The sequence below is a fragment of the Amycolatopsis sp. NPDC039088 genome (genome assembly GCF_055598845.1).
Genome location: NZ_JBVKAE010000001.1, coordinates 350,720 through 375,582 on the forward strand (window position 1 = coordinate 350,720; position 24,863 = coordinate 375,582).

Genomic DNA, 24,863 nt, shown 5'->3' on the forward strand with positions numbered 1-24,863 from the left:
AAAGTAGGGTGACTGCTGTCACTCGTCAAGGTGACAACAAGACAGAAATGACCCCTGTCACCCGATTAGCCGTTCGAATCGGTGCAGACTTTTGTACTTTGCGAGCGAAAGTCTGTACGATCTTGACGTTACTAATCGGAATCAGGTGAGTGCCCAACGTGCCGAGATGTCACTCGCGCAAGGCCCCGTCGGGCCACACGATCGTCACCGGCAGACCTCGCTCACGCGCCGCGTCGACGACGTCTGCGGTGCCTCCGTGGCCACCGGAAGGACCTCCGTCCCAGACCGCGATCATGGCCTCCACCTCCCCCAGCACCCGTTCACTGGCCGCCATGTAGGCCTCGCGGCCGGACTCGGGGAACGGCAGGGTGTGGACGGCCCCCGCCAGGCCGAGCAGCTCGTCGAAGTCGGCCGCGTTGTCCGGCTTGACCTTCCTGGCGCGGTAGTCGTGCGCGGGAAGCACGACTTCCACCGACCCGCCGAGCTCCAGCACCGCGCGGGCGAAGAGCTGATCGGCGCCACGAGCCAGGCAAGTCACACCGACGAGCGGGCCGTCCGTCAGCGCGGCGAGCGTCCGGCGAAGAGCATCGGCGATCAACGGCGCGGTGGTCGCGGACAGATTCGAGTGCCCGGTGATTCCGATGCGGCGCAACGAAGTTCCTCTCGTCAAGCGGCGGTCATTTCCAGGATGGCGGCACGGACGTCCCGCACGGCGGGCACCGTAGCGAACACCGCGGCTTCACGATGGAAGTCCCTCAGGCGTACGCCGACCCTCCCGGACGCCCACGCACCGGCGGATGGCAGCGCTTCCGCCACCAGCTCCGCGGCCCTATCGGGCTCCCTGGACAGAAGGTGCGCCCTGGCCAGCCCGATGAGATCGAAAACCCGGTTGCGCGCCCTGCCCGGATCTCGCAGGTCGAGCGCTCGGCTGATGTACTCCTGCGCGGTCACGGCGTACCGCGGTTCGTAGCGGGCGAGATCCCGATAGCGGGCACCGATGACGCCCGCGAGTTCCGCGCTGTCGAGACTCCTCGCCGACGGCGTACGCGAATCGAGCTCACGCACTCCTTCGCCGTGGTAGTCCTCGGCGAGCGCGACCGCGCGCCGGAAAGCTCGCGGTTCGCCTCGAAGCGCGTATGCCCACGCTTCGCGCGTCGCCAGGACGGCTCGGAGCCTCGGCGTCGCGATGCGCCTCGTGCAGTACTGCGCGAGCTGGACGACTTCGAGCCCGTCATCAGGGCGTCCCATGTCGAAGCACTGACGCGCGAGCGACCCCAAGGCGACCGCCGCCAGCGCGTCGTCGCCCGCGGCGTGGGCGAGTTGTGCGGCAAGCACGAAATAGCGTTGGGCCGTGCTGCTTTCGCCCGTATCCCAAGCCATCGTGGCGGCGATGTCGGCGATCTCCGCCCCCACCCGGAAACCCCGTACGGTCTCCGGTGTGCCCTGCGGCGCGGAGCGCAGCCGTCGAACATGGGCACCGAGCTGGGCGACGACCGCCTGCAGGGAAAGCACTCCGTGCGCGGAATGCCACGAACGCAGCACCTGGGGCGGCCTCGCCTGGCGGGTGATCCTGCTCTGCGCCGCCGCCTCAGCCGCTCAACGTGAACGCGCGGTCCGTGGCCGACCAGGCGGCCCCGATGACCCCGGCGGTGTCCCCGAGTTCGGACAGCACGATCGGCAGGTTCCCGGTCGCCAGCGGCAGCGAGCGGCGGTAGACCGAGCTGCGGATCTCGGCGAGCAGCTGATGCCCGAGCTGCGCCACGCCGCCGCCGATCACGACCATCCCCGGGTTCACGAAGCTCACCAGCGAAGCGACCACCTGGCCGAGCCGCCGACCGCCGTCGCGGATCAGGTTCACCGCGCCGAAATCGCCCGACGCCGCCGCGCGGCCGACGTCCGCGGCGGTGATCGCCCCCCGGTCCGCGACGACGTCGGCGAGGTACGCCGACCGGCCGCTGCGCGCCAGGGTCAGCCCGTCGCGGGCCAGTGCGGCGCCGCCGAAGTACGCCTCGAGGCAGCCGGTCTCGCCGCAGGCACAGGTCGGGCCGTAGTCGTCGAGGCGGATGTGCCCGATGTCGCCCGCGGTGCCCGCGACACCGCGGTACACCTTGCCGCCGAGCACGATCCCGCAGCCGATACCGGTACCGATCTTGACGAACACCAGATCGTCGATGGACCGGGCGACCCCGGCGTGCCGTTCCCCGAGCGCCATCGAGTTCACGTCGTTGTCGACGGTGACCGGGCAGCGCAGCAGCCCGCCGAGATGGTCGCGCACGGAAAACCGGTCCCAGCCGGGCATTATCGGCGGCGCCACCGCCATCCCCTCGGCGAAGCTCACCGGCCCCGGCAGGCCGATCCCGGCGGCGATCAGCTTTCCCGGCGCCTCTTCGCGGATCTTCTCCGCCAGCTCCACGATGCGTTTGAGGACGGCGTGCGGCCCCTGCCGGACGTCACAGTCCTCGACGGTGTGCACCAGCACCTCGCACGAAGCGTCGGTGAGGGCGACCCCGACCGACGTCGCGCCGACGTCGACGGAGAGCACGCGCAGGTCTCCCGCCAGCCGCACCAGCGTCGACCGCCTGCCACCCCGGCTCGCCGACGGACCCGCCGTCTCGACGAGGCCGACCTCGGCGAGGCGGGTCACCTCGGCACCCACCCGGGCACGCGGCAGCTCCAGCCGCTCCCCCAGTTCGACCCGGGACATCGGGCCCTCGTCCCGCAGCAAGGTGAGCAACTGGGTTTGGTGCCGGGTTTCGACCATCGGATGCTCCGTGGTGGATGCCGTGCTCATTCAGCCGAGCCTACGGCGTTGTCCACTTCCTGTCCCGAAGGCCACGGCGGAGGCGAGCGATCGGTATCCGGCACCCTTCACCGCGCGCGGGCGGCAACAAACCCACGCGACGGCGAAGGTGCGGTTAGGACCGCGTCGCCTCGAACAAGGCGACCGAACCGCGAACGGTGATCCGGTGCTGCGGAAACCGGTTCGCCAGCGCGGCTTCCAGCTGTTCCAGCGAATCGTCCGCGTTGCTCATGTCGTTGTCCCGGTTCAGCGCCTCCAATGCCTTGGGTGCCAGGAACCCGTGCTTCACCCCATGGGAGAGGACCGTGCTGCCGAAGACGCGCCCGCCCGGTTCGAGATGGGGCAGCACGTGATCGAACACGACGGCCTTCTCGGTCAGGTCACCGGGAAGGCAGTGGAGCAGCAGGTTCATCCCCACCGAGTCGAACCGGCGCTCACCGAGGTCGAGGGGACGCAGCACGTCGCGGCGGAAGGTGGACGGCCGGTACTTCGCCAGGCGCCGGGACGCCGTGTACAGCACGTCCTCGTTGAGGTCGACCAGGGTCACCTCCGGCCGCTCGACCGGGAACCTGGTGCGGCGCAGGAAGTATCCGGTGCCTGGGCCGATGTCGAGATGCCGTGCCCCGACGTTGCGGGCGTACTGCGCCGCCATCGTCGCGCGCGAGCAGTGCCACACCGCCGGGCAGACGACGCCGAGGATCCACAGGTCGTAGACGGCGAGCATCTTCCGGCTGTAGCTCTGGACGCCGGCCAGCGCGCGCTCCTCGTGCGCGGTCACCAGCCCGCACGCTCTTCCGCGTAGGCCTTCGTCAGGCGCAGGTTGCTCATGCTGTTGTTGGTCAGCACGCGACGGAGGTAGTTGCGTGCGTCCTGCACGGTCGTCCCTTCGCCCAGCACGTCCAGCGCGGACGGCTTGATCGTCGCGGTGTGCCGAGTGGTCGCGATGATCCCTTCGGGGGTTTCGCTGAAGTCCCAGTGCCCGGTGTGGCCGTCCAGCAGCTTGGGCAGTTTGATCTGCTTGTACACGATCTTCCGGTGCGGCAGGCAGATCCGGACCGAACGAGTGCTGTGCCGATGCGCGCCGTCCGGGTCGGCGGTGTCCATGTCGAAGAACTGGATGTTGGGCACGGTCTCCTCGAGCCGGAGCGCGGCGACGTGCGGCATGCGCTCCGGCCATTTGTCGGCTTCGTAGAGATAGGCGTACGCGTCCTCGATCGACCCGGCGATGAAGAGCGGGTCTTCGAAGGTGATCGTCAACCGGGCGAGTTCGTCGCGGTTCTCCGCGACGTACTGCAGCGTGTCGAGGAAGCCGATGCTGCCCTGACGGATTTTTTCGCGGTGCCCTTCGGCGATCCCGGCGTCCTCTTCGGCCAGTTTGAATTCGTGCACCATCCGCACCAGGGTGCTCTGGTCGTCCCGCTTCTCGAAGATCCATTCCCCGTGCACGTCGGCGAACGGCGCCGCGGCCGGTTCGTGTGCGAAGGCGATGCTGCCGTCCTTGTCCCAGCGCCGCATCTTCCAGGTGCGCACGGTCTCGCCACCGATCAGCGCCCACTGCGCGACCAGTGCCTCACCGTCCTTGCGTTCCAGGTATTCGGCGTGGACCGCCGCCGGGTGATAGTGCGACCAGGTGTCGAGATCGTCGATCAGGCCGCGGACCGTCTCGGCCCCCGCCGCGATGACACGGCTCTCTTCCACCCGGTGAATTTTCCGAGTCATTACCCGGTTCCTCTCCGTTCTGTGCCTGCCCAGTCGCCGACCAGGACAATTCTCGGGATCGAGGCTGGAGCACGGGTTCATCGCCGGTGGAAGTCATGTCGCGGATCCTCCAGAGCTGCTCCAACGGGAATCGGGATCGTGTCGGTGAACGACGGACAGAGACTTCGAGGAGTGGCGATGCGGACCCGGCAGCTGACCGAAGAAACCGTCTCCGACGGTACCTATCTCGAAATCGAACGGTTCTACGCGCGGCACCTGCAACTGCTCGACGCCGGCGAGGCCGAAGCGTGGGCGGAGACGTTCACCGAGGACGGCACCTTCGCCGTGCCGACCCTGCCCGAGCCGACCCGCGGCCGCGCCGCGCTGATCGCCGCCGTCCGGCGTACCCGGACGGAACTGGCCGCAAAGGGCGAGAAACACCGCCATTGGCACGGGATGATCACCGTCGACGAGCGGCCGGACGGTGCGCTCGACGTCGTCTGTTACGCGCTCGTCTTCGCCTCGCCCCAGGGTGGGCCCTCGCGGCTGCATCGTGTCTGCGAATGCCGTGACGTCCTGGTGCGCGAGGACGGCGGACTACGTGTTCGCAGCCGCTTCGTCACTCGCGACGACTTCGCCTGAAGGGAAACCGATGAATCCGGAACGTGTGCCGGTGCTGATCGCCGGTGGCAGCACCGTCGGCCTGGCGACCGCCGCCTTCCTCGTCCGGCAGGGCATCCGGCCGCTGCTGGTCGAGCAGCGGGCGGCGCTGTCCGACCATCCGCGAGCCACCTCCATCGGGCCCCGGGCCTGGGAGGCGCTGCTCAGTGTCGGGCGGAGCGAGGAGTTCCTCGCGGTGGCGGAACGCCGCAGTGAGAGCAAGCCACCGATCAAGGCCAGGAGCATCGCCGAATTCGATCCGTCCGCGCCCGGACCGCCCTCCGATGTGTCGAAGTCCTTCGTGAACCTGATTCGGGACCACACCCCGGCCTTCGACCTCGGCGGCTGCGGGCAGCATCAGCTCGACCCCGTCCTGATGCGCGTGATCGAATCCGGCGGCGGCGAGGTGCGCCGCTCGACCGAGCTGCTTTCGTTCGAGCAGAAGGCGGACCACGTCGTCGCGACCGTGCGCGAAGGCGGGCGGACCTACCCGATCGAGGCGGACTACCTCGTCGGCGCCGACGGGGCGGAAAGCCGGACGCGGGAGCTCGCCGGGATCACCCGGGACGGCCAAGGGATCGTGGGCGGCTACCACATCAACGTGTTGTTCCGCGCCGACCTCGGCGAGCTGATCGCGAGCAAGGGGTTCTTCTCCCCCAGCATCATCACCCACCCCGACGCGGCGGGGATGCTGATCGCACTGTCCGAAAAGGACCGCTGGTGTTACCACATCATGGTTCCGGAGGACCGCGACGCGACGCCCGAGGACTACACGCCGGAGCGCTGCCGCGAAGTGATCCGCGCCGGGCTCGGGAAACCGGACCAGGAGCTGGAGATCCTGAGCACTTCGCCGTGGCGGCCGACGGCCTGGCTCGCCGACCGGTTCCGCGCCGGCCGCGTCTTCCTGGCCGGGGACTCCGCCCGCACCTTGCCGCCGGTCGGCGTCTTCGGGCTGACCACCGGGATCTGTGACGCCCACAACCTGGCGTGGAAACTCGCCATGGTGCTCCGGGGTGAGGCGGGAGAAGGACTGCTCGCTTCCTACGAGGCCGAGCGACGCCCGCGTTCGGTCTTCCTCACCGAACAGGTACTCCTGCGGATGCGGCATCCCGATCTCCACTGGGGCAAGGGAACCGCGGAAGACCGCGCCGCCGCCGGCATCGCGGAACACGCCATCGCTCATCTCTGCGACGTCTACCGGTCCGAGGCGATCGTCGACCCTCGAACCGAGCCGCTCTCCGGCACCGACGCCGCGGTGAACCTGGACGGCTCACCGGGAACCCGGGTACCGCATCTCGAACTGGACCACGAGGGCGTCCGGATGTCCACAGTGGACATCGCACACGGGCGATTCACGCTGTTGGCCGGCCGGGACGGCACCGGGTGGACGGAGGCGTCGCGAACGGCGGCGAAGGCCACGGGCGTCCCGATCACCGCCTTCGCCCTCGATACCGGTGGGGCATGGGAACGCAAGGCGGGCATCGAATCGTCGGGCGCGCTCCTCGTCCGTCCCGACGGGCAGGTCGCCTGGCGCGCGACAGGCGCCGCCGATACACCGGAAGCCGTCCTCGAAGCGGCCGTCCGGCAGGTCACCGCGCTGGGCTGACTCCGGGAAGGTGGTGGAAAGCGCGTGAAGGACTCCTTCCCTCGACTGAGCCGAGGGAAGGAGTCCTTCACGCGCCGATCGCACTGACCACCCGATCGCCGGCTGGGGGTTGTCAAGCGGCGGCCGCTTCCCGACGGCGCCGGGCTTCGGCCCGGACGAGGATCACCGACGGGATCAGCACGATCGCGGTGACACCGACGATCCACCAATGGGTGTAGGCGATGGCCGACGCCGCTCCGGCAGCCGTCCCGGGGGAGGTGTTGGCCAGCTGGAAGGCGACGATCACGGTGAGGATCGAGGTCCCGAAGGACCCACCGATCCGCTGCAGCATGTTGAAGATGGGCATCGCGTGGGAGAACTGTTCCTTCGGCACCATCACCAGCCCGGTGGCCAGCGCCGGCGTCGTGGTCAGGCCGATGCCGACGCCGCGGACGATCTGCACCGCCGAAAGCCACCAGTAGCTGTCGGATTCGGTGATCAGCGCCAGCGGCACGGTGCCGATGACGGTGATGATCAGGCCCGCGAAGATCACCCGTGCGCCGCCGATCTTGTCGGTCAGCTTGCCTGCCAGCGGCAACGCCGCCACGGTCCCGAGTGCCAGCGGCGCGGTGAGCAGACCGGTGTCGACGAGGCTTTCGTGCCGGACGTCCAGGTAGTACAGCGGCAGCACGATCATCGCGCCGAACAGCGCGATACCCATGCAGAAGATGACCGCGGCCGCGGAGGAGAACCCGCTGTCGCGGAACAGCCGCAGGTTGAGCAGCGGGTGGTTCGACCGCAGCGCGTTGAGGGTGAAGGCCACGAGCAGGATAGCGCCGACGATCGTCGGGATGAGCTGCCCGGCACCGGCGTGCCCACCGGACTCGCCGAACTCCGCCACGCCGTACACCAGCAACGGCAGGCCGACCACGGCCAGCAGCAGTCCGGGCCAGTCCAGCGGCTGGGCACCCGTCGGGGTCTCCCTCGGGAGCCATTTCCAGCCGAGCAGGAGGCTGATCACCGACACCGGCACGTTCACCAGGAACAGCCACGGCCAGCCGAGCCCTTCGGTCAGCATGCTGCCGAACAGCGTGCCGAGCACCGGGGCGAGGTAGATCGGGATGCTCAGCACGCTCATCATCCGGCCCAGCCGCTTCGGGCCCGCGGCCACCGCGAACAGGATCTGCCCGGCGGGGACCAGCAGACCGCCGGTCACGCCCTGCAGCACCCGGAAGACGATCAGCATCTCGATCGACGTCGCCATGGCGCTGAGCGCGGAGAACACCGCGAACAGGCCGACACACACCAGCCAGAGTTTGGTCGCGCCGTAGCGCCTGCTCGCCCAGCCGCTCACCGGGACCATCGCGGCTAGCGCGATCAGGTAGCCGGTGGCGATCCACTGGACCGTGCCGAGCGGCGCGTTCAGCTTTTCGCTGACCGTGCCCAGCGCCACGTTGACCACGGTCGACGTGAACATGGACATGACCCCGCCCAGGGTCAGGATCGAGGCCATCCCCCAGAGCGCGGGCGTGATGCGCTCGTCGTCAGGGACCTCGACCGGGGCCGTCTTCGTCATCGGAATCCAAACCTTAGCACCATTAAGAACTTAACGGTGCTAATATTGGGCGGACCGGCTTCAGGTTGTCAAGCCGGACACCAACCGGCGAAAGTGTGCCCATGGTCGTAAGACGGGATGGCTACGTACGGGCCGCGCTCGAACTCCTCGACGAGGTCGGGCTCGACGGACTGACCCTGCGCAAGCTCGGGGACAAACTAGGCGTGCAGGGTCCTGCCCTGTACACGCACTTCAAGAGCAAGCGGGCGTTGCTGGATCAGATGGCCGAGACCATGTTGGACGAGCGACTCGCCCCCCTCGACGACCCCGCGGCGATGACCGACTGGGCACACTGGCTCGCCGAACGCGCCCGTACGATCCGCCGGACCCTGCTGTCCTACCGGGACGGGGCACGCCTGCACGCCGGCTCGCGGCCCACCGAACAGTCCTCGATGCTCCCGCTGATCAAACCGTTGCTGGAAGCGGGTTTCCCGGAACAGGACGCCGTGCACGCGATACTGGCGGTGAGCCGGTACACCCTCGGCTGCGCGATCGACGAACAGCAGCACGTCGAAGACGAAAGCGGGGTCGAGCACCACGAAGATCCGGCCGAATCCTTCGAATTCGGCCTCCAGCTGCTGATCTCCGGACTCCGGCGCTCGACCCCGTGACCCGGGAGTCCCGTCAGGACTCCGCGAACTTCTTCACCTCGGTCAGGAACCCGAGACCTTCTCCGGTCAGGTCCCGGCGGGCTCGGCGCCGGGCCCGCTCGACGGGCTCGTCCGACGGCGCGAGGATCGCCAGCTGCGAAGCCACGACCACCGTGCCCTCGGGGGTCGGCACACACTGCCAGAATCCGGTGTGCAGCTCGATCCCATCCGCCGGGACGAGCTGTTTCCAGACGATCTTCCGCTGCTCCGCCAGCGAAAGCCGGGCGGACCGGGATTCACCGGCCGCCGCCTCCAGTTCGACGAACCGGACGTCCGCCTCCTCGCGGACGACGTCCGAGCGCCGGACACCGGTGAGCCGTACCGCCCAGGCGGCGGCGTCCTCCAGGAGACCGAAGACCGTGCCGTCGTCCGCCGCGACGAACAGCGTGTCCACGAAGGACAACGTCCGCCGCTCGACGTCCGCCTGGTTTTCGGCGCATTCGCGCAGCCGCGCCAGCTGGACCTCACCACGTCCGGCGAACATCGCCGCGACCTTTTCCGGCGGCACGCCGTCCGCGACCTCGAACTCGTGGTCGGACTCGACCCTGGTGCCGCCGCCGGGCAGGTCCGCGAAGGTCCACGAACCGCTCAGCCGCGTCACCTCCCCGACGGCCCCTTGCTGCGTGAAGTCCATCCGCGGCGCGGACGAGTCGAGACGGCGGCTGGACACCCAGGTCCGGACGGTCTCGTCCGCGGTGACACCCCAGTAGCGGACGACGTCCTCGTTCCCGTCCCCGGCCAGCCGTTCGGTGTGCAGGATCCACGGGAACAGCCAGGGCCAGGTGTGCAGATCGGTCAGCAGGTCGTAGACCACCTTGGCCGGTGCCCCGATCTCCGCCCGCACCAGCGCGTGCTCGCCGCTCACGAGGACACCGTCGCCACGACCATGTGCAGGTAGGCGTTCACCGGGCGGACCTCCTCGACGCGCAGCCCGGCCATCGAGACGAGCTTGACCAGCCCGTCCTGCGTGTGTTTCTTGCCGCCGACGTTCAGCAGCAGCAAGAGATCCATCGCGGTGGTGAACCGCGATTCGGGACTGCCGTCGATGAGGTTCTCCACGATCACGATGCGCGCACCCGGCTTCGCGGCGACAGCAAGGTTCCGCAAGGTGTCGACGGTGCTGTCGTCGTCCCATTCCAGGACGTTCTTGAGCAGGTAGAGATCCGCGCGCACGCCGACCTTGCGGCGGCAGTCACCCGCCACCAGCTCGGCACGGGACGCCAGCGCCCCACCCTCGGCCAGCCGCGGATCCGGATTCGCGACGACCTCCGGCAGGTCGAACAGTACCCCGCGAACCCCGGGATTGGCCTCCAGCAGGGTCGCGAGCACCTGTCCTTGCCCGCCCGCGATGTCGACCACGGTCTCGACGCCGGACAAGTCCAGCGTGTCGGCGAGACGCCGGGCCGAAAGCCTGCTCGCCTGGGTCATCGCCTTGTCGAACACTTCGGCCGATTCCGGGGCGTCGGCGTGGAGATACTCGAAGAAGTCCTTGCCGTGCAAAGACTGGAAGACGTTTTCTCCCGAAAGGATCGCCTCGTCCAGCCTCGCCCACAGCTCCCAGGTCCACGGCTCGGTCGCCCACAAGGTCATGTACCGCAGGCTGTTCGGGTGGTCGTCGCGGAGCAGACGGGAGATTTCGGTGTGCGCGAACACGCCGTCGCCCCGGTCGGCGAAGATGCCGTGACAGGCCAGTGCCCGCAGAAGCCGGTTGAGCGCATCGGGATCGGCTTTCACCACCTTGGCGATGTCGTCGACCGGGGCGGGCTCGTCACCGAGGGCGTCGGCGACGCCGAGCTTGGCGGCGGCACGGATCGACGCCGACCAAGCGGCACTGAGGGCCATCTCCCGCAGTTGCCGCACGCCGAGGGGAACCGAACTGGTCATGAGGGCCGCCTTTCGCGGTGTGGACGGGGAAACGGGGTCAGCGGACACCGGCTGCACTGTTCTCGCGGACCACGGTGAACGGAGCGGGCTCGGCGGTCGCGTGCGCCATGATCCGCTTGACGCCGGCGAGGAAGCCGTCACCGCTGATGGCCTTCTTGTGCAGTTCAGCGCTTTCCCACTCGGCCGTCTCGACATAGACCTGCGGATCCCTGGCCGAGCGGTACAGCCGGTGCTTGCGGAAACCCGGCTGCGCCGACATGTACTTGTTGATGTCACCCAGGATCCGCTCGAACTCGGCGTGGTCGCCGGTCACGGTGAAGCGGTTGATGAAATGGAACATCGCTCTCCTTCTCGATTTCTCGGTGTTCTCGGTTCAGTCGGTTCGGTCGGCGAGGAACCGGTCGCGCAAGGCCCGCCGGGGCACCTTGCCGGTCGGCGAACGCGGAATCTCCCGCACCGGCAGCACCGCGTGGAGCCGTTCGTACTCGGCGACCCGGTCGTTGACGAACCGGATGAGTTCCTCCGGCTCGACGGGTTCGGCGAGGACGGCGATACCGCAGGCGACAGCGCCACGGAACTCGTCCGGCCGGTCGAAGACGACGCAGTCGGCGACCGCGGGATGGCTGCTCAGCACCTGTTCGATCTCCGTCGGTGAGACCAGCCAGTTGTCACATTTGAAGACGTCCTTGATCCGGTCCACCACGAAGAGGTGGCCGTCGTCGTCCAGCAGGCCGATGTCACCGGTCGGGAACCAGTCCCCGGGAGCGAGGTCGGGGCCGTCGAGGTAGCCCTTCATCACCTGGGGCCCGCGGACCTGGATCTCCCCCTTCTCTCCCGGGCTCAGCACCGCACCGGTGTCGACGTGGACGATCCGGCAGTCCGTACCCGGCACGAGTACCCCGGACGACCCGGGTTTCGGCCGGTCCAGATCGCCGAGGGTGACCGACGGCGAGGTCTCCGCCAGTCCGTAACCCTGGACCGCGGGCACGCCGAAGTGCTCGGAAAGCGCGGCGGCGGACGGCGGCGGGAGCATCGACCCGCCGCAGAGGATCGCCTGCAGGGTGGGCGCTTTCAGCTCCGGAAGCCGAGGATCGACGGCCAGCCGGGACAGCCGGACAGGCAGGCTGTAGTAGTGCGTCGCCCCGGTCTCGGCGGCGAACCGCACCGATTCGGCCGGGTCCTGCCCGGGGAAGAGGACGTGGGTCGCCTTCGCCGCCACCCCGATCGTCAGATGCATCGGATGGAACGTCGGCAGGAAGTTGAACAGCACCGAGGAAGCGGAGAGCCGGTTCCCGTAGGCGGTCTGGGCCGCGTTCACGGTGAGGTTCCGATGGGTCAGCCGGACGGTCTTGGGCGGGCCGGTGGTCCCGCTGGTGAACTGGAGCGCGGCGATCTCATCCGCCTTTACCGCAGGCAACGGGAAATCCGCCACCGCCCATTCGTCCACTGTGGATAGATCGACACCGTCGGCGGCCGGCCGGCCGTCGCGATGGGTCAGGATGAACCGGCGCACCCCCGGTAAGCTCGACCGCCGGGCGACCAGCCGGCGGTACACCTGAGGTGTCACGACGGCGACACTCGCCCCGGATCCGGCGATCGACCGGGCCAGCCTGTCGTCGGGAAGGAACGGATTCACGATCGCGCTCACGGCACCGGCCCGGGAAACACCGAAATAGGTGACGGCGAAAGCGAAATCGAGTCCGACGGCCATCGCGACGGTCTCCCCGGAGCCGCCCGCTTCGCACAGCGCGGCGGCGAAAGCCGTCACTCGCCGATCCAGTTCGCGATAGGTGACGGACGCGTCGGGCGAGCGCAGCGCGATGCGATCCGGGGCCGCTTTCGCCGCGGCGGCAAGGAGATCGTCGACCCGCGGACCGAACGGGCCGAGCGACTCCAGTGGCGGGCCGGAAAGAATCCCGTCACCCGTTTTCTCCGCACCCGCCGTCATGGCCGTCCTTCCGCCGGTTTCCGTTCGCGGATTCCAGGCTCACAGCCCCGGCTGGAAAACGGGTCGAACGACCGAACGCCGCCTTCCACCGCCGTTGTGCCCGGATTAGAGCAGCTGCGGTGAGGCTGGCGTCATGCCGATTGGAGGAACGTGATGGACGCGGTCGATGTACTCGTCGTCGGAGCGGGACCGGTGGGGTTGACCGTCGCGCACGAACTGCGCCGCCGGGGGGTCGGCGTCCGGGTGGTGGACCGGGCGGACGGGCCGGCGCCCACCAGCCGCGCCACCGCGACACACGCGCGGACCCTCGAGGTCTACCACCAGATGGGCGTGCTGGACGAACTCCTGGCCCGCGGGCAGCGGGTCGGGCACTTCTCGATGCACCGCGGCGGGCGGATGCTGGCGCGACTCGGGACCGACTATTCGGAACTGCCGACCAGGTTCCCGTTCACCCTTCAGATAGACCAGGTGTTCACCGAAGAGGTGCTCCGCAAGAAACTGAGCGAACTCGGGGTCGACGTCGAATGGTCCCGCGAGGTGACCGGGCTCGACCAGGACGAGAACGGCGCCACCGTCCTGATGAGCGGGGAAGGCGGCACCGAAGAGCTCACCGTTCCGTGGGTCGTCGGCGCCGACGGCGCGCACAGCTTCGTCCGCCGGAGCCTCGGGCTGAAACTGCTCGGCGACTCCACCGAGACCTGGCTGGTCGCGGACGCGATGATCGACCTCGACCTGCCGAGGGACAGCCTGCACTGGCTGCACACCGGGAACGGCACCGTCCTGCTGGTCCCGTTCGCCGCACCGGGCAAGTGGCGGCTCCTGGACACCATCGACGTCGACAACGCCGAAGACTACGAGGCCGTCGGTGCCCGGTTCGCCGAGAAACTGAAGCGCGCGTTGGGAAAGCCGGTGCGGGTCTCGACCCCGACTTGGGTTTCGGCGTTCACCATCCAACAGCGGATGATCCCGGCCATGCGGTCCGGCCGTTGCTTCGTCGCCGGGGACGCGGCGCACGTGCACAGCCCGGCCTCCGGTCAGGGAATGAACACCGGCATCCAGGACGCGCACAACCTCGGCTGGAAGCTGGCGCAGGTCGTCCGCGGCGAGGCCGAAGAGCCGCTTTTGGACAGTTACGGGGCCGAGCGGGTCCCGGTGGGCGAAGTCCTGCTGGGCTCGACCAAGACCGCGACCGCGCTCATCGCGTTGCGCAACTTCGCCGCACCCGTGCTGCTCCCGCTGGGACTCGGCGTGGTGAAGCGGGTCACCCCGTTGCGGCGCAAGATCGAACGCAAGATCCTGCGCGGAATGTCCGGGCTCGCCCTCAACTACCGGGAAAGCCCGCTGAGCCAGGGAATCGAAGCGGCGGACGTGCTGCAGGCGGGTGACCGAATCGGCTGCTCCGCCGAGACCGAACAGGCCTCTCCCGGTTGGCGGGCGTTGTGCGCCGAACTCGCCGACCCGCGTTGGATCCTGCTGGCGTTCCCGGGTGCCGAGACGGGCATCGGACGTGCACTGGCCGAGCTCGACGACGGATACCGGAGCGCGGTATCCGTGCTTGCGGTGTCCACAGTGGACCAGTTTCCGAACCGGCTCGCCGATCCGGGGAACCTCCTGCGCACCGGCTTGGACGCCGACGAAGGCGACTTCCTGCTGATCAGACCGGACGGTTACCTCGCCGCCCGCGGCAGGCTCGCGGACACGGACCTGACTTCCGTACTGGACCGGGTTCACCTGCGACCGAAGGCGAACCGATGAGCCTGCGCGGAAAACTCGCCGTCGTCACCGGCGGGAACCGGGGCCTCGGCCTGGCGATCACGCGGAAACTCGCGGCCGACGGCTGCGAGGTCGTCATCGCCAACGCCCGGGACGAGAGCGGCGCGGCGGCCGTGGTCCGCGAACTGTCCACCCTGCCGGGAAAGGTGACGTCGGTCCGGGCGGACCTCGGCGCCGCACCCGAGGTCGACGACCTGCTGGACGGAATCCGGGAAAAGCACGGCGGCCTCGACATTTTCGTGCACAACGCCGCGACCTACCACCCGATGCCCGCCTCCGCGCTCGACGCGGATTCCTGCGCGGCGGATATGCGGGTCGCCCTCGGACCGTTCCTCCACGGCATCAAGAAACTCACCGACCTGTTCCCGGTGACCGGTGGGCGGATCGTCGTCGTTTCCAGTCTGGGCGCGCGGTCGGTGATCCCCGGCTACGTCGGGCTCGGCATGGCCAAGGCGGCGCTCGAGAACCTGGTCCGTTACCTCGCCGTCGATCTCGCGGCGCGCGGCGTCACGGTGAACGCGGTCGCCGGCGGCAAGCTCGACGAGCGGGCGGAACAGGGCGACGACCCGATCTCCGCGATGGTCGCGCTCCGCACGCCGACCGGGCGGCTGGCCTGCCGGGAAGACCTGGCGGACGCCGTTTTCCTGCTGTGCCAAGCGGAGGCCGCGGCGCTGCGCGGCCAGGTGCTCACCGTGGACGGCGGGCTCTCCCTGCTCGCCTGAACACGGGAAATCAAGCCATCCCCCGAACGAAGAGGAGACGTATGCGGATCATCGACCTGTCCACCCCGGTCGACGCCGGGCAATGGGAACCCGATCCGGTCGAACACCGGATCCTCTCGCCTGAAGCGGGCGGGCGCCATATGGCCGAGTCGATGGCGGAGAAGTTCGGCATCGACTTCGACCCGGCCGACCTGCCGGACGGCGAACTGCTGTCCCTGGACACCCTCACCCTGACCACCCACACCGGCACCCACGTGGACGCGCCGTCGCACTACGGCACGAAAGCCGCTTACGGCAGGCCACGCCATATCGACGAACTCCCCCTCGACTGGTTCGTCGGCCCCGGCGTGCTGCTGGACCTGAGCGAGGAACCTGTCGGCACGGTCGGCGTCCGGCGTCTCGAAGAGGCCTTCGAGGAGATCGGGCACCGGCCGCGCCCCGGCGAGATCGTCCTGCTGCGGTTCGGCGCCGACGAGTTCTCCGGGACCCCGAAGTACTTCACCGATTTCACCGGCCTCGACGGTCCGGCGACCGAGCTCCTGCTGGACCTCGGTGTGCGGGTGATCGGCACCGACGCGTTCAGCCTGGACGCGCCGTTCGGCCACATGATCGGCGAGTACCGGCGCACCGGCGACAAGAACGTGCTGTGGCCGGCGCATTTCGCCGGACGCCGCCGCGAGTACTGCCAGATCGAGCGGCTGGCCAACCTCGCCGCTCTCCCCGCGGCGACCGGCTTCACCGTGCTTTGCCTGCCGGTGAAGATCGCCGGCGCCGGAGCCGGCTGGACGCGTGCCGCCGCCCTCGTCGAGTCCTGAACCTCCCAGTAGCCCAAGAAAGGCGACCATGATCACCAAGCAGACCCTGCACGAGATCTCGCGCGGCTACCTGAAGACGGCCATGCTGCGCACCGCGATCGAGCTGCGGCTGTTCGACACGATGACCACCGGCCCGGCCGAACCGGCCGCGATCGCCACCACCTTGGGCGTCGACGCGCGGGCGCTGCGGATCCTGCTCGACGGGTTGGTCGCGATCGGGCTGCTGACCAAGGCGGGCACCGGCTACCGGCTGGCGGACGGCGGCGAGGACTACCTGCCGACGTCGAGCCCGCAGTACTTCGGTGGTGCCGTGCGGCTCGGCGCGAGCGACTGGGAGTGGGACGCGCAGAAGCGGCTCACCGACTCGGTCCGCAAGGGCGGCACCGTACTCGACGAGCACTACCTCACCCCGGATCTGGACTACTGGGAGGACTTCGCCGAGCACACCACCTGGTTCAACAACGGTGCCGCGGAGCTGCTCGCCGACCAGCTGGTGCCGTGGGCGAAGGAGCGCGAGAGCGTCGACGTCCTCGACGTCGCGTGCAGTCACGGGTCGTACGGCTTCTCCTTCGCCCGCCGTGAACCGCGGGCCCGCATCTGGGGTCTGGACTGGCCCAACGTCCTGCCGCACACCAGGCGCAACGCCGAACGGTTCGGCCTGGCGGACCGGCTCGAAGAGATTCCCGGCGACATGTTCACGGTCCCGCTCGGCGGACCGTACGACCTCGTCCTGCTCACCAACGTCCTGCACCACTTCGCCGAGGAGACCGCGACAGGGCTGGTGAAACGGCTGGCGACCGCGGTGAAACCGGGCGGGCGCATCGCGGTGGTCGGCCACACCTTCCCCGACGGTGCGGACCCGGCTGAAACGCCGATGCCGTTCCTGTTCTCGGTCAGCATGCTCGTGCAGACCCACGACGGGGAGACGCATTCGATCGAGACCTACGAGCGGATGCTCGCGGCGAGCGGGTTCACCGGGACACGGATGTTCACCGGGCCGAAGGCACAGCACACCGTCTTCGTCGCCGAGAAGGCCTGACCGGGCGAGGAGAGCCAATGCACCCCGAGGAACGAAGAGTGGTGATGACCGGGATCGGCGTCGTCGCTCCCGGCGGGATCGGCACCAAGCAGTTCTGGGAACTGCTGACCGCGGGCCGGACCGCCACCCGGACGATCTCGCTGTTCGACGCGAGTTCGTTCCGGTCCCGGGTCGCCGCCGAATGCGACTTCCACCCGGTCGCGGCCGGGCTGGCCCCGGAAGACGTCGGGCGCTGGGACCGGGCGACCCAGTTCGCGCTGGTCTCCGCGCGGGAAGCGGTACTGGACAGCGGACTGCTCGGTGAGCTCGACCCGCCGTCCACCGGAGTGCTCACCGGGACCGCGGTCGGGCTGACGATGAGCCTCGACCGCGAGTACGGCGTGGTCAGCGAGGGCGGCCGAAACTGGCTGGTGGACGAAACGCTCGGCTCGCCGCATCTGTACGACTACTTCGTCCCGTCGTCCATGGCGGCGGAGGTCGCCTGGCTCGTCGAGGCCGAAGGGCCGGTCGGCGTGGTGTCGACCGGGTGCACGTCGGGGATCGACGTCATCGGGCACGCCGCGGACCAGATCGCGGACGGCTCGGCCGACGTGATGATCGCCGGCGCGTCCGACGCACCGATCTCGCCGATCACCACGGCCTGCTTCGACGCGATCAAGGCGACGACCGCCCGCAACGATGAACCGGACACCGCGTCCCGGCCGTTCGACCGGACCCGCAACGGGTTCGTCCTCGGCGAAGGCTCGGCGTTCTTCGTCCTCGAGGAACGGGAACACGCGCTGCGGCGAGGCGCGCACGTCTACTGCGAGATCGGCGGATACGCCTCGCGCTGCAACGCGTTCAGCATGACCGGTCTGCGGCCCGACGGCCGTGAACTGGCGGACGCCGTGCACAGTGCGATGGCGAGGGCGCGGACGGAACCGGGCGACCTCGGGTACGTCAACGCCCATGGCTCGGCGACCAAGCAGAACGACCGGCACGAAACGGGCGCGTACAAACTCGCCCTCGGCGAACACGCCTACCGGGTCCCGATCAGCTCGATCAAGTCCATGGTCGGGCATTCGCTCGGTGCGATCGGCTCGCTGGAGATCGCCGCGTCCGCGCTCGCCATCGAACACGGGATCATCCCGCCGACGGCGAACCTGCACGAACCCGATCCCGCCTGCGACCTCGACTACGTACCGCTGGTGGCGAGGGAACGGCGGGTCGACGTCGCGCTCAGTGTCGGAAGCGGCTTCGGCGGTTTCCAGAGCGCGATCGTGCTGACCGCACCGGATCGGCTCCGGTCATGACCGCCGCGACCGAACCCGCCACCGGGCGCGGCGGCACCCTGCGGACGGTCCGCCCGGTGGTGACCGGGCTCGGCGTCGTCGCCGCGACGGGGCTGGGCGTCGAGGAGTACTGGTCCGCGACGTTGGCCGGGAAGAGCGGCATCGCGCCGGTGACCCGGTTCGACCCGACCGGCTATTCGGCCCGGCTGGCCGGGCAGGTGGACATCGTCGCCGAACAGCACCTGCCGGGCAGGCTGCTGCCGCAGACCGACCATATGACCCGGCTCGCCCTCATCACGGCGGACGAGGTACTCGCCGATGCCGGCGCCGATCCCCGGGAACTGCCGGAATACGCCGTCGGCGTGCTGACGGCGGCCTCGGGTGGCGGTTTCGAGTTCGGCCAGCGAGAACTCGAAGCGCTGTGGAGCAAGGGCGGTTCCTACGTCAGCGCGTACCAGTCCTTCGCGTGGTTCTACCCGGTCAACACCGGGCAGATCTCCATCCGGCACGGTATCCGCGGCGCGAGTGGCGCCGTCGTCGCCGAAGGGGCGGGCGGGCTCGACGCGGTCGCCAAGGCGGTCCGGCGGCTGCGGCTCGGGACGTCGCTCATGGTCAGCGGCGGGGTCGACGGTTCACTGTGTCCTTGGGGCTGGATCTGCATGATCGCGTCGGGCGGGCTGAGCACGGCCGACGATCCGGCGGAGGGCTACCTGCCCTTCGACAGCCGCGCTAACGGTCACGTGCCCGGTGAGGGCGGGGCGTTGCTGACGCTGGAAGACCGGGCGGACGCCCTGGCCAGAGGTGTTTCCTGGAACTACGGCGAAATAGCCGGCTACGCCGCGACCTTCGACCCGCGGCCCGGCTCCGGCCGGGGTCCCGCCCTGCGCCGGGCCATCGAGCTGGCGCTGGACCGGGCCAGGATCCGGCCGGACGAGGTCGGCGTCGTGTTCGCCGACGCGAGCGGACTCCCCGAGCCCGACGCGGCCGAGGCCGAGGCCATCTCGGGCGTGTTCGGGCCGCGGGGCGTCCCGGTGACCGCGCCCAAGACGACGACCGGACGGCTGCTCGCCGGCGGAGCGGCACTCGACCTGGCGACGGCGGCGCTTTCGCTGCGGGACGGCGTCGTCCCGCCGACCATCCACATCGGACACCCGGCATGGCCTGACCTGCTCGACCTCGTCCGCGACGAGCCGAGGGCGACCGCGCCGCGGATCGCGGTGGTGCTCGCCAGAGGCCATGGCGGGTTCAACTCCGCGATGGTGCTCCGCCGGGCGGGCTGAGCCCGTTCACCACGAGAAAGGAACGAGATGCACCTGCGGGAACTGACCACCATCCTCCGCGAAAGCGCCGGTGAGGAGGAGGGCGTCGACCTCGATGGAGACATTCTGGACACCCCCTTCGAAGAACTCGGCTACGACTCGCTGGCCCTGTTCAACACGGTCGGCCGAATAGAACGTGAAATGGGGATCGCACTCCCCGATGACGTCGTGGCCGAGGCCACGACGCCCCGGTTCCTGCTGGACCGGGTCAACGAGGCACGCGCCTGCACCGAATCGGCATAGCGATAGCCATTCGGCGGGACTCCGGGTGATCGGAGTTCCGCCGAATGGCCGTCTTTATTCACCCATTGAAGAATTACCGAAAACTGCCAGAAATGTCCTTTTCAGCAAGCGGATTTCACGTCGGGGTTTCCCGGCGAGAACACGTCGTCGCGGTAGTCGTCGCAGTTGAGGACGACCTGGTGCAACTCCCGCAACCAGGGCGAAGGATCGATACCCAGCTCGTCGATGAACCGTTCCCGCAGCCGCCGGTAAAGGGAAAGCGCTTCAGCCCTGCGCCCGGATCGATACAGTGCACGCATGAACTGACCGTGCAGATTCTCGTTGAAGGGATGCCGCCTGGTCAGCACCGTCAGTTCGGTCAGCACGCCGTAATGCTGGCCGAGCCGCAGTTCCGCCTCGATCCGCCGCTCGAGGGTGAGCGTCCGTGAGGCTTCGAGCTCCCGTACCTCGGTTTCGATGGCAGGGCCGTGCCGCACGTCGACCAGCGCGTCGTCACGCCAGACCGCCAGCGCGTCGGCGAACAGGCAGGCCGCCTGGTGATACTCACCCGACATGAGCGCCAGTTCGCCCCTGGCCACGAGATCCTGGTAACGGGCGAGGTCCAGATCGGGTGGCGAGATCCGCAACTGGTAACCGGTGGTACCGGTGACCAGCACGTCCTTCGCCCTGTGCCCTTCGCCGTCAAGTGCGGCGTCCATCCGCTTCCGGATCTGCATGATGTAGGTCTGAATGGTGGTCAGCGCGCTCTTCGGGGGCGTCGTGCCCCAGAGTTCGTTCTCGATGGCCTGCAGCTGCACGAACCGGTTCGCGTTCAGCGCGAGCAGGGCCAGCACCTTCTTCGGCTTCACCGCCGTCGGCACGAAGGAAATACCGGCCTGATGCGCCACCAAAGGACCGAGCAGGTCGATTTGCACTGAAGTCAACCCCCAAGTAAATTTCAATAAATGATTGATATCCGGATTAATCGGGAAACCGGAGCGATACCTAATTAAGACCCCATTAAGGCCATATATGACCCTCTTCCATGTATACGAACGCGGACAGTGCAGGTCAAGGATTTGACCCGGCACACCGGGCTGCTCACTCGAAAAGACCAGCGCGAGTGAGCTGGACCACTTGGCGTCACTTTGCTCTTCGAGTATTGCGATACCCGCATTCCAGCGAAGCGTGGAAGAGTCACTTTGGAGGGCAATGAGGCGAATCGCCGGGACCCTACTCAGCCGAATCCGCACTGTCCAGCTCTGAAAGAAGGCTACCGATGAGTTCTGGCCTCCACCTGTCCCGGCTGCATCCGGGCGTCGCCGATCCGCGGATGGATTCGATGCGCCTGCTCAGCGAGACGGCTTTCCGCTACCCGAAGGCGCTGTCGTTCGCTTCCGGCAGGCCGTACGAGGGCTTCTTCGGGTTCTCGGACCTGCACCGCTACCTGGACCGATTCGTCGAAGACTCGCTGGCGCGCGGACTGCCCGAGGAACGCGTCAAGAAGGCGGTGTTCCAGTACGGCCCCACCAACGGCGTGATCCGGGACGCGGTGGCCCGCATGCTGGAGGCGGACGAGGACATCCACGTCGCACCGGAGTCGATCCTCATCACGCACGGCTGCCAGGAGGCGATGATGATCGCGCTCCGCGGCCTGTTCGCCGGACCGGACGACGTCCTGCTCACCGTGTCACCCTGCTATGTCGGCATCGCCGGCGCGGCGAAGCTGCTCGACATCGACATCGAGCCGGTACCGGAGGGCGAGAACGGGCTCGAAGCGGAGACGGTCGCCGAGGTCGCACGGCGGGTCAGGGCGGCAGGCCGCAGGCCGGTGGCCTGCTACGTGACCGCCGACTTCTCCAACCCGTCCGGGCACTCACTCTCCCTCGCCACGCGGAGGCGGCTGCTGGAGGTCGCCCGCGACGAGGATCTGCTGCTCCTCGAAGACAACCCGTACGGGCTCTTCTGCCGGGAAGGCGAGGAGATCCCGACACTGAAGGCGCTCGACACCGAGCAGCGGGTGATCTACCTGGGCTCCTTCGCCAAGACCGCGTTCCCCGGCGCCCGGGTCGGCTATCTCGTCGCCGATCAGCCGGTCCTCGGCGGCACCGGCGAACCCAGGCCGTTCGCCGAGGAGCTGGCCAAGGTCAAGAGCATGTTCACGGTGAACACCGCGGGCGTCTCGCAGGCCATGATCGGCGGGCTGCTCGCCGAAGCGGGACACAGTCTGCGCAAGGCCACCCGTGAGCTCGCCGACCTCTATGTCGGGCATCTCGAAACGACGTTGCGCTGCCTGGAAGAGCATTTCCCGCGGGCGGAGTACGCCCGGCACCGGGTGCGCTGGAACGTGCCAGGCGGCGGATTCTTCCTGCTCCTGGAAGTGCCGTTCGACGCCGGCTACGCGGCGTTGGAGACCTCCGCCCGCGATCACGGGGTGGCGTGGGCGCCGATGCGCATGTTCTACGTCGGCGACGGCGGGGCGAACGTCATCCGGCTCGGCTTCAGTTCCCTGACCCGGGACGAACTGGGCGAGGGCATCCGACGGCTGGCAGGCTTCATCGAGGCGTCTTCACCCGCAGAGCCTCCGTCCGCCGAGTGACTCGAGGGGTCAGCTCCACAGGTAGCGCCGTTCGGGGCGGCCCGTGCCGCCGTACTTGAGGTTCACCTCGGCCTTCCCGGTCGCCACGAAATGCTCCAGGTACCGCCGCGCGCTCACTCGCGCGACGCCGGTCGCCTCGGCGCATTCGCTCGCGGACATCCCGCCCGGCGCGCCGCGCAGCGCGGTCTCCACCAGTCGCGCGGTTTCGGCGGTGAGTCCCTTGGGCAGCACGGGTTTCGCGCTCGGCCGGGCACCGAAGACCTGGTCGACGTCGGCCTGCCCGGCCTCGGCCAGCCGGTCCAGCCGCTGGTGCAGCGACGCGAAATGGGTGAGCTGGTCCCGCAGGGACGCGTACTCGAACGGCTTGATCAGGTAGTGCAGGACCCCGCCTCGCATCGCCTGCCGCACGGTTTCCACGTCGGTCGCGGCGGTGATCAGGATGACGTCGACGTCCTCGGTGGCGCGCAGTTCCCGCAGTACCGAAAGCCCGTCCAGGTCGGGAAGATAGACGTCCAGCAGCACCAGGTCCGGTTTCAGTTCCCGCGCCAGCCGGAGCGCGTCGGCGCCGGTGTGCGCGACCCCGACGACGGCGAACCCGTCAGTGCGCGCGACGTATCCACTGTGGACTTTCGCGACCATGAAATCGTCGTCGACGACGAGGACCCGGATCATCGCGGAAGCCTTGCCGTGAACACCGCGCCGCCGGAGTTGTGCACCTCGACCGAACCACCCCGCCGGACGCACGCCTGCCGGATCAGCGCCAGCCCGAGACCACGCTGACCGTGCGCGGCCGCCTTCGTGGTGAAGCCGTGTTCGAACACTTCCTCGGCGATCTCCGGGGCGACACCGGGCCCGGAATCACGGACCTCCACACGCACTTCGTCATCCTCCTGCCACACGCCGACCTCGATCCAGCCCTGTTCGCCACGCCGCATGTGAGAACTCAGCGCGTCCAAGGCGTTGTCGACGAGATTTCCCAGCACCGTCACCAAATCCGTGGACAACCCGTCCTCGACGCGGTCCAGTTCGCTGTCCGGGGCCATCCGCAGCCCGACGCCGCGTTCCGCGGCGAGCGACGCCTTCGCGATCAGCAGCGCCGCCACCGCCGGGTCGCCGATCCGCGAGCCGACCTCCGCACGCCACTCTCCCTGTGCCGAACTGATCCGGCTGACGTAGCCGCGAACCTCGTCGTACTCCCCGAGTTCCAGCAGCCCGGAGATGGTGTGCAGCCGGTTGCTGAACTCGTGCGCCTGCGCCCGCAACGTGTCGGTGGCGTGCCTGCTGGCGTCGAGTTCGTCCCGCAGGGTCATCAGATCGGTGCGATCTCGCAAAGTCACGACGGCGCCGCGCACGTCGATCGGCATCCGGTTCAGGGTCAGCACCTTCCCTTGCCGCAACACGATCTGGTCGGCACCGGTCGCCCGGCCGGTGAGCAGGTCGCGGATCCGCTCGTTGAGGTCGAGATCCTCCACCGACCGGCCGACCGCGTCCTCCGGCAACGCCAGCAGTTCGCGGGCCTGATCGTTCACCAGGGTGATCCGGTGTTGCGGGTCCAGGCCGACGACGCCTTCCTTGATGCCGTGCAGGAGCGCCTCCCGGTTTTCCACCAGTGCGGTGATCTCGTGCGGTTCCAGGCCGAGTGTCTGGTTCTTCACGCGCCGCGCCAGCAGCAGCGAACCGCTCACCCCGATCACCAGCGCGACACCCAGCACCCGCAGGGCGTTGTCCGGCGAGTCGAGCACGCCCGCGAAGAAACCGGGCGACTTCGAGCCCGCCGCGACCATGCGGACCACCTTGCCGCCCTTTTCGTCGAGCACCGGGACGTGCGCCACGATCGAACCGTCGAGTTCACCGACCCAGGACCGTCCAGAGAGGACAGTGCTGTCCCCGATGTCGAACAGCGTCCGCAACTGACCCGGATCCGGTGACGCGAGCACGTAGCGGTCCGCTCCCGCGATCACCACGAAGTCCACTCCGGAGAGGCTCCGGGCGGTCTCCGCGGGCGCGTTCAGTTCGAACGGGCCGTTCTCGAGGTCGCCCACGACACCCTGCGCGGCGACACTCTCCGCGACGGAAAGCGCCCGGCGTCCCTCGGTCGTGCGGAAGTTGCTCCCCGCCTGGACGACGGCCAGCACGCCCACCGCGCACAGTAGGCAGGTGACGACTACTAGTTGCCACACGAGGAGCTGACGGGCCAGTGAACCCCGAGCACCCATCGCCACCTCCGCGTGACCAAAACGAACACAACAACCATTGGGCCCGC

24 protein-coding genes are annotated in these 24,863 nt (G+C 68.7%); 11 read left to right on the forward strand and 13 right to left on the reverse strand.

Translation table 11 applies throughout. The features are described 5' to 3' along the window. Nucleotides 1-169: 169 nt before the first annotated feature. The 5 genes from ACZ7KI_RS01420 to ACZ7KI_RS01440 form a co-directional block, all read right to left on the reverse strand. The gene (locus ACZ7KI_RS01420; protein ID WP_470271280.1) at nucleotides 170-652 is read right to left on the reverse strand and encodes a hypothetical protein; all 483 of its coding nucleotides are present in this window, start codon (nucleotides 650-652) and stop codon (nucleotides 170-172) included. Between the two features lie 14 nt (nucleotides 653-666). Continuing rightward, nucleotides 667-1,542: a hypothetical protein gene (locus ACZ7KI_RS01425; protein ID WP_470271281.1), complete on the reverse strand. Its 876-nt coding sequence runs from the start codon at nucleotides 1,540-1,542 to the stop codon at nucleotides 667-669. Between the two features lie 46 nt (nucleotides 1,543-1,588). Further along, nucleotides 1,589-2,791: an ROK family transcriptional regulator gene (locus ACZ7KI_RS01430; protein WP_470271283.1), complete on the reverse strand. Its 1,203-nt coding sequence runs from the start codon at nucleotides 2,789-2,791 to the stop codon at nucleotides 1,589-1,591. 124 nt (nucleotides 2,792-2,915) lie between these two features. Continuing rightward, nucleotides 2,916-3,578, reverse strand: coding sequence for a class I SAM-dependent methyltransferase (locus ACZ7KI_RS01435; protein ID WP_470271284.1), 663 nt, complete (start codon nucleotides 3,576-3,578; stop codon nucleotides 2,916-2,918). Beyond that, entirely contained in the window at nucleotides 3,575-4,498 is a 924-nt protein-coding gene (locus ACZ7KI_RS01440; protein WP_470271285.1) for an SRPBCC family protein, read from the reverse strand. The genes ACZ7KI_RS01435 and ACZ7KI_RS01440 overlap by 4 nt, the downstream gene beginning before the upstream one ends. A gap of 198 nt (nucleotides 4,499-4,696) precedes the next feature. On the opposite strand from ACZ7KI_RS01440, the gene ACZ7KI_RS01445 reads away from it, so the two are divergent. Next, a complete protein-coding gene (locus ACZ7KI_RS01445) occupies nucleotides 4,697-5,140 on the forward strand; it encodes a nuclear transport factor 2 family protein (RefSeq protein WP_470271286.1) in 444 nt (147 codons plus the stop codon). A 10-nt stretch (nucleotides 5,141-5,150) separates the two neighbouring features. After that, nucleotides 5,151-6,764 carry an FAD-dependent monooxygenase gene (locus ACZ7KI_RS01450; protein WP_470271287.1) on the forward strand — a complete coding sequence of 538 codons (1,614 nt, stop codon included), beginning with the start codon at nucleotides 5,151-5,153 and terminating at the stop codon, nucleotides 6,762-6,764. Nucleotides 6,765-6,876: 112 nt separating this feature from the next. Here ACZ7KI_RS01450 and ACZ7KI_RS01455 read toward each other — a convergent pair whose 3' ends face one another. Next, entirely contained in the window at nucleotides 6,877-8,319 is a 1,443-nt protein-coding gene (locus ACZ7KI_RS01455; protein WP_470271288.1) for a DHA2 family efflux MFS transporter permease subunit, read from the reverse strand. Nucleotides 8,320-8,420: 101 nt separating this feature from the next. Between ACZ7KI_RS01455 and ACZ7KI_RS01460 the strand changes: the two genes are divergently transcribed. Next, the gene (locus ACZ7KI_RS01460) at nucleotides 8,421-8,969 is read left to right on the forward strand and encodes a TetR/AcrR family transcriptional regulator C-terminal domain-containing protein (RefSeq protein ID WP_470271289.1); all 549 of its coding nucleotides are present in this window, start codon (nucleotides 8,421-8,423) and stop codon (nucleotides 8,967-8,969) included. Between the two features lie 13 nt (nucleotides 8,970-8,982). Here the strand turns inward: ACZ7KI_RS01460 and ACZ7KI_RS01465 are convergent, their stop codons facing one another. Genes ACZ7KI_RS01465 through ACZ7KI_RS01480 form a run of 4 tightly spaced genes read right to left on the reverse strand, consistent with a single transcriptional unit; the run spans nucleotide 8,983 to nucleotide 12,840 of the window. After that, nucleotides 8,983-9,873 carry an aromatase/cyclase gene (locus ACZ7KI_RS01465; RefSeq protein ID WP_470271290.1) on the reverse strand — a complete coding sequence of 297 codons (891 nt, stop codon included), beginning with the start codon at nucleotides 9,871-9,873 and terminating at the stop codon, nucleotides 8,983-8,985. Continuing rightward, nucleotides 9,870-10,892 (reverse strand): methyltransferase, encoded by a 1,023-nt coding sequence (locus tag ACZ7KI_RS01470; protein ID WP_470271291.1) that lies wholly within the window; start codon nucleotides 10,890-10,892, stop codon nucleotides 9,870-9,872. Before ACZ7KI_RS01470 ends, ACZ7KI_RS01465 begins: the two co-directional genes overlap by 4 nt. Nucleotides 10,893-10,929: 37 nt before the next feature. Next, complete coding sequence (locus ACZ7KI_RS01475; protein ID WP_470271292.1) at nucleotides 10,930-11,232, reverse strand: antibiotic biosynthesis monooxygenase family protein; 303 nt, start codon at nucleotides 11,230-11,232, stop codon at nucleotides 10,930-10,932. A 33-nt stretch (nucleotides 11,233-11,265) separates the two neighbouring features. After that, complete coding sequence (locus ACZ7KI_RS01480) at nucleotides 11,266-12,840, reverse strand: class I adenylate-forming enzyme family protein (protein ID WP_470271293.1); 1,575 nt, start codon at nucleotides 12,838-12,840, stop codon at nucleotides 11,266-11,268. Between the two features lie 153 nt (nucleotides 12,841-12,993). Here ACZ7KI_RS01480 and ACZ7KI_RS01485 point away from each other — a divergent pair, with 153 nt between their 5' ends. The 7 genes from ACZ7KI_RS01485 to ACZ7KI_RS01515 are packed head-to-tail and all read left to right on the forward strand — an operon-like array spanning nucleotide 12,994 to nucleotide 20,022. Beyond that, nucleotides 12,994-14,595 (forward strand): FAD-dependent oxidoreductase, encoded by a 1,602-nt coding sequence (locus ACZ7KI_RS01485; protein ID WP_470271294.1) that lies wholly within the window; start codon nucleotides 12,994-12,996, stop codon nucleotides 14,593-14,595. After that, a complete protein-coding gene (locus ACZ7KI_RS01490; RefSeq protein WP_470271295.1) occupies nucleotides 14,592-15,335 on the forward strand; it encodes an SDR family oxidoreductase in 744 nt (247 codons plus the stop codon). Before ACZ7KI_RS01485 ends, ACZ7KI_RS01490 begins: the two co-directional genes overlap by 4 nt. Nucleotides 15,336-15,376: 41 nt before the next feature. Then, nucleotides 15,377-16,150, forward strand: coding sequence for a cyclase family protein (locus tag ACZ7KI_RS01495; protein ID WP_470271296.1), 774 nt, complete (start codon nucleotides 15,377-15,379; stop codon nucleotides 16,148-16,150). Between the two features lie 28 nt (nucleotides 16,151-16,178). Further along, complete coding sequence (locus ACZ7KI_RS01500) at nucleotides 16,179-17,189, forward strand: class I SAM-dependent methyltransferase (protein WP_470271297.1); 1,011 nt, start codon at nucleotides 16,179-16,181, stop codon at nucleotides 17,187-17,189. Between the two features lie 17 nt (nucleotides 17,190-17,206). Then, a complete protein-coding gene (locus tag ACZ7KI_RS01505; protein WP_470271298.1) occupies nucleotides 17,207-18,481 on the forward strand; it encodes a beta-ketoacyl-[acyl-carrier-protein] synthase family protein in 1,275 nt (424 codons plus the stop codon). Further along, nucleotides 18,478-19,740, forward strand: a complete 1,263-nt coding sequence (locus tag ACZ7KI_RS01510) for a ketosynthase chain-length factor (protein WP_470271299.1) — start codon at nucleotides 18,478-18,480, stop codon at nucleotides 19,738-19,740. Before ACZ7KI_RS01505 ends, ACZ7KI_RS01510 begins: the two co-directional genes overlap by 4 nt. A 27-nt stretch (nucleotides 19,741-19,767) precedes the next feature. Continuing rightward, nucleotides 19,768-20,022 carry an acyl carrier protein gene (locus ACZ7KI_RS01515; protein WP_470271300.1) on the forward strand — a complete coding sequence of 85 codons (255 nt, stop codon included), beginning with the start codon at nucleotides 19,768-19,770 and terminating at the stop codon, nucleotides 20,020-20,022. A gap of 101 nt (nucleotides 20,023-20,123) precedes the next feature. Here ACZ7KI_RS01515 and ACZ7KI_RS01520 read toward each other — a convergent pair whose 3' ends face one another. Then, the gene (locus ACZ7KI_RS01520; RefSeq protein ID WP_470271439.1) at nucleotides 20,124-20,936 is read right to left on the reverse strand and encodes an AfsR/SARP family transcriptional regulator; all 813 of its coding nucleotides are present in this window, start codon (nucleotides 20,934-20,936) and stop codon (nucleotides 20,124-20,126) included. Nucleotides 20,937-21,280: 344 nt separating this feature from the next. Here ACZ7KI_RS01520 and ACZ7KI_RS01525 point away from each other — a divergent pair, with 344 nt between their 5' ends. Beyond that, complete coding sequence (locus ACZ7KI_RS01525) at nucleotides 21,281-22,600, forward strand: aminotransferase-like domain-containing protein (RefSeq protein WP_470271301.1); 1,320 nt, start codon at nucleotides 21,281-21,283, stop codon at nucleotides 22,598-22,600. Between the two features lie 9 nt (nucleotides 22,601-22,609). On the opposite strand, the gene ACZ7KI_RS01530 is transcribed toward ACZ7KI_RS01525, so the two are convergent. Both ACZ7KI_RS01530 and ACZ7KI_RS01535 read right to left on the reverse strand, forming a co-directional pair. Then, nucleotides 22,610-23,272, reverse strand: coding sequence for a response regulator (locus ACZ7KI_RS01530; protein ID WP_470271302.1), 663 nt, complete (start codon nucleotides 23,270-23,272; stop codon nucleotides 22,610-22,612). Further along, complete coding sequence (locus tag ACZ7KI_RS01535; RefSeq protein ID WP_470271303.1) at nucleotides 23,269-24,816, reverse strand: sensor histidine kinase; 1,548 nt, start codon at nucleotides 24,814-24,816, stop codon at nucleotides 23,269-23,271. Before ACZ7KI_RS01535 ends, ACZ7KI_RS01530 begins: the two co-directional genes overlap by 4 nt. Between the last annotated feature and the right edge of the window lie 47 nt (nucleotides 24,817-24,863).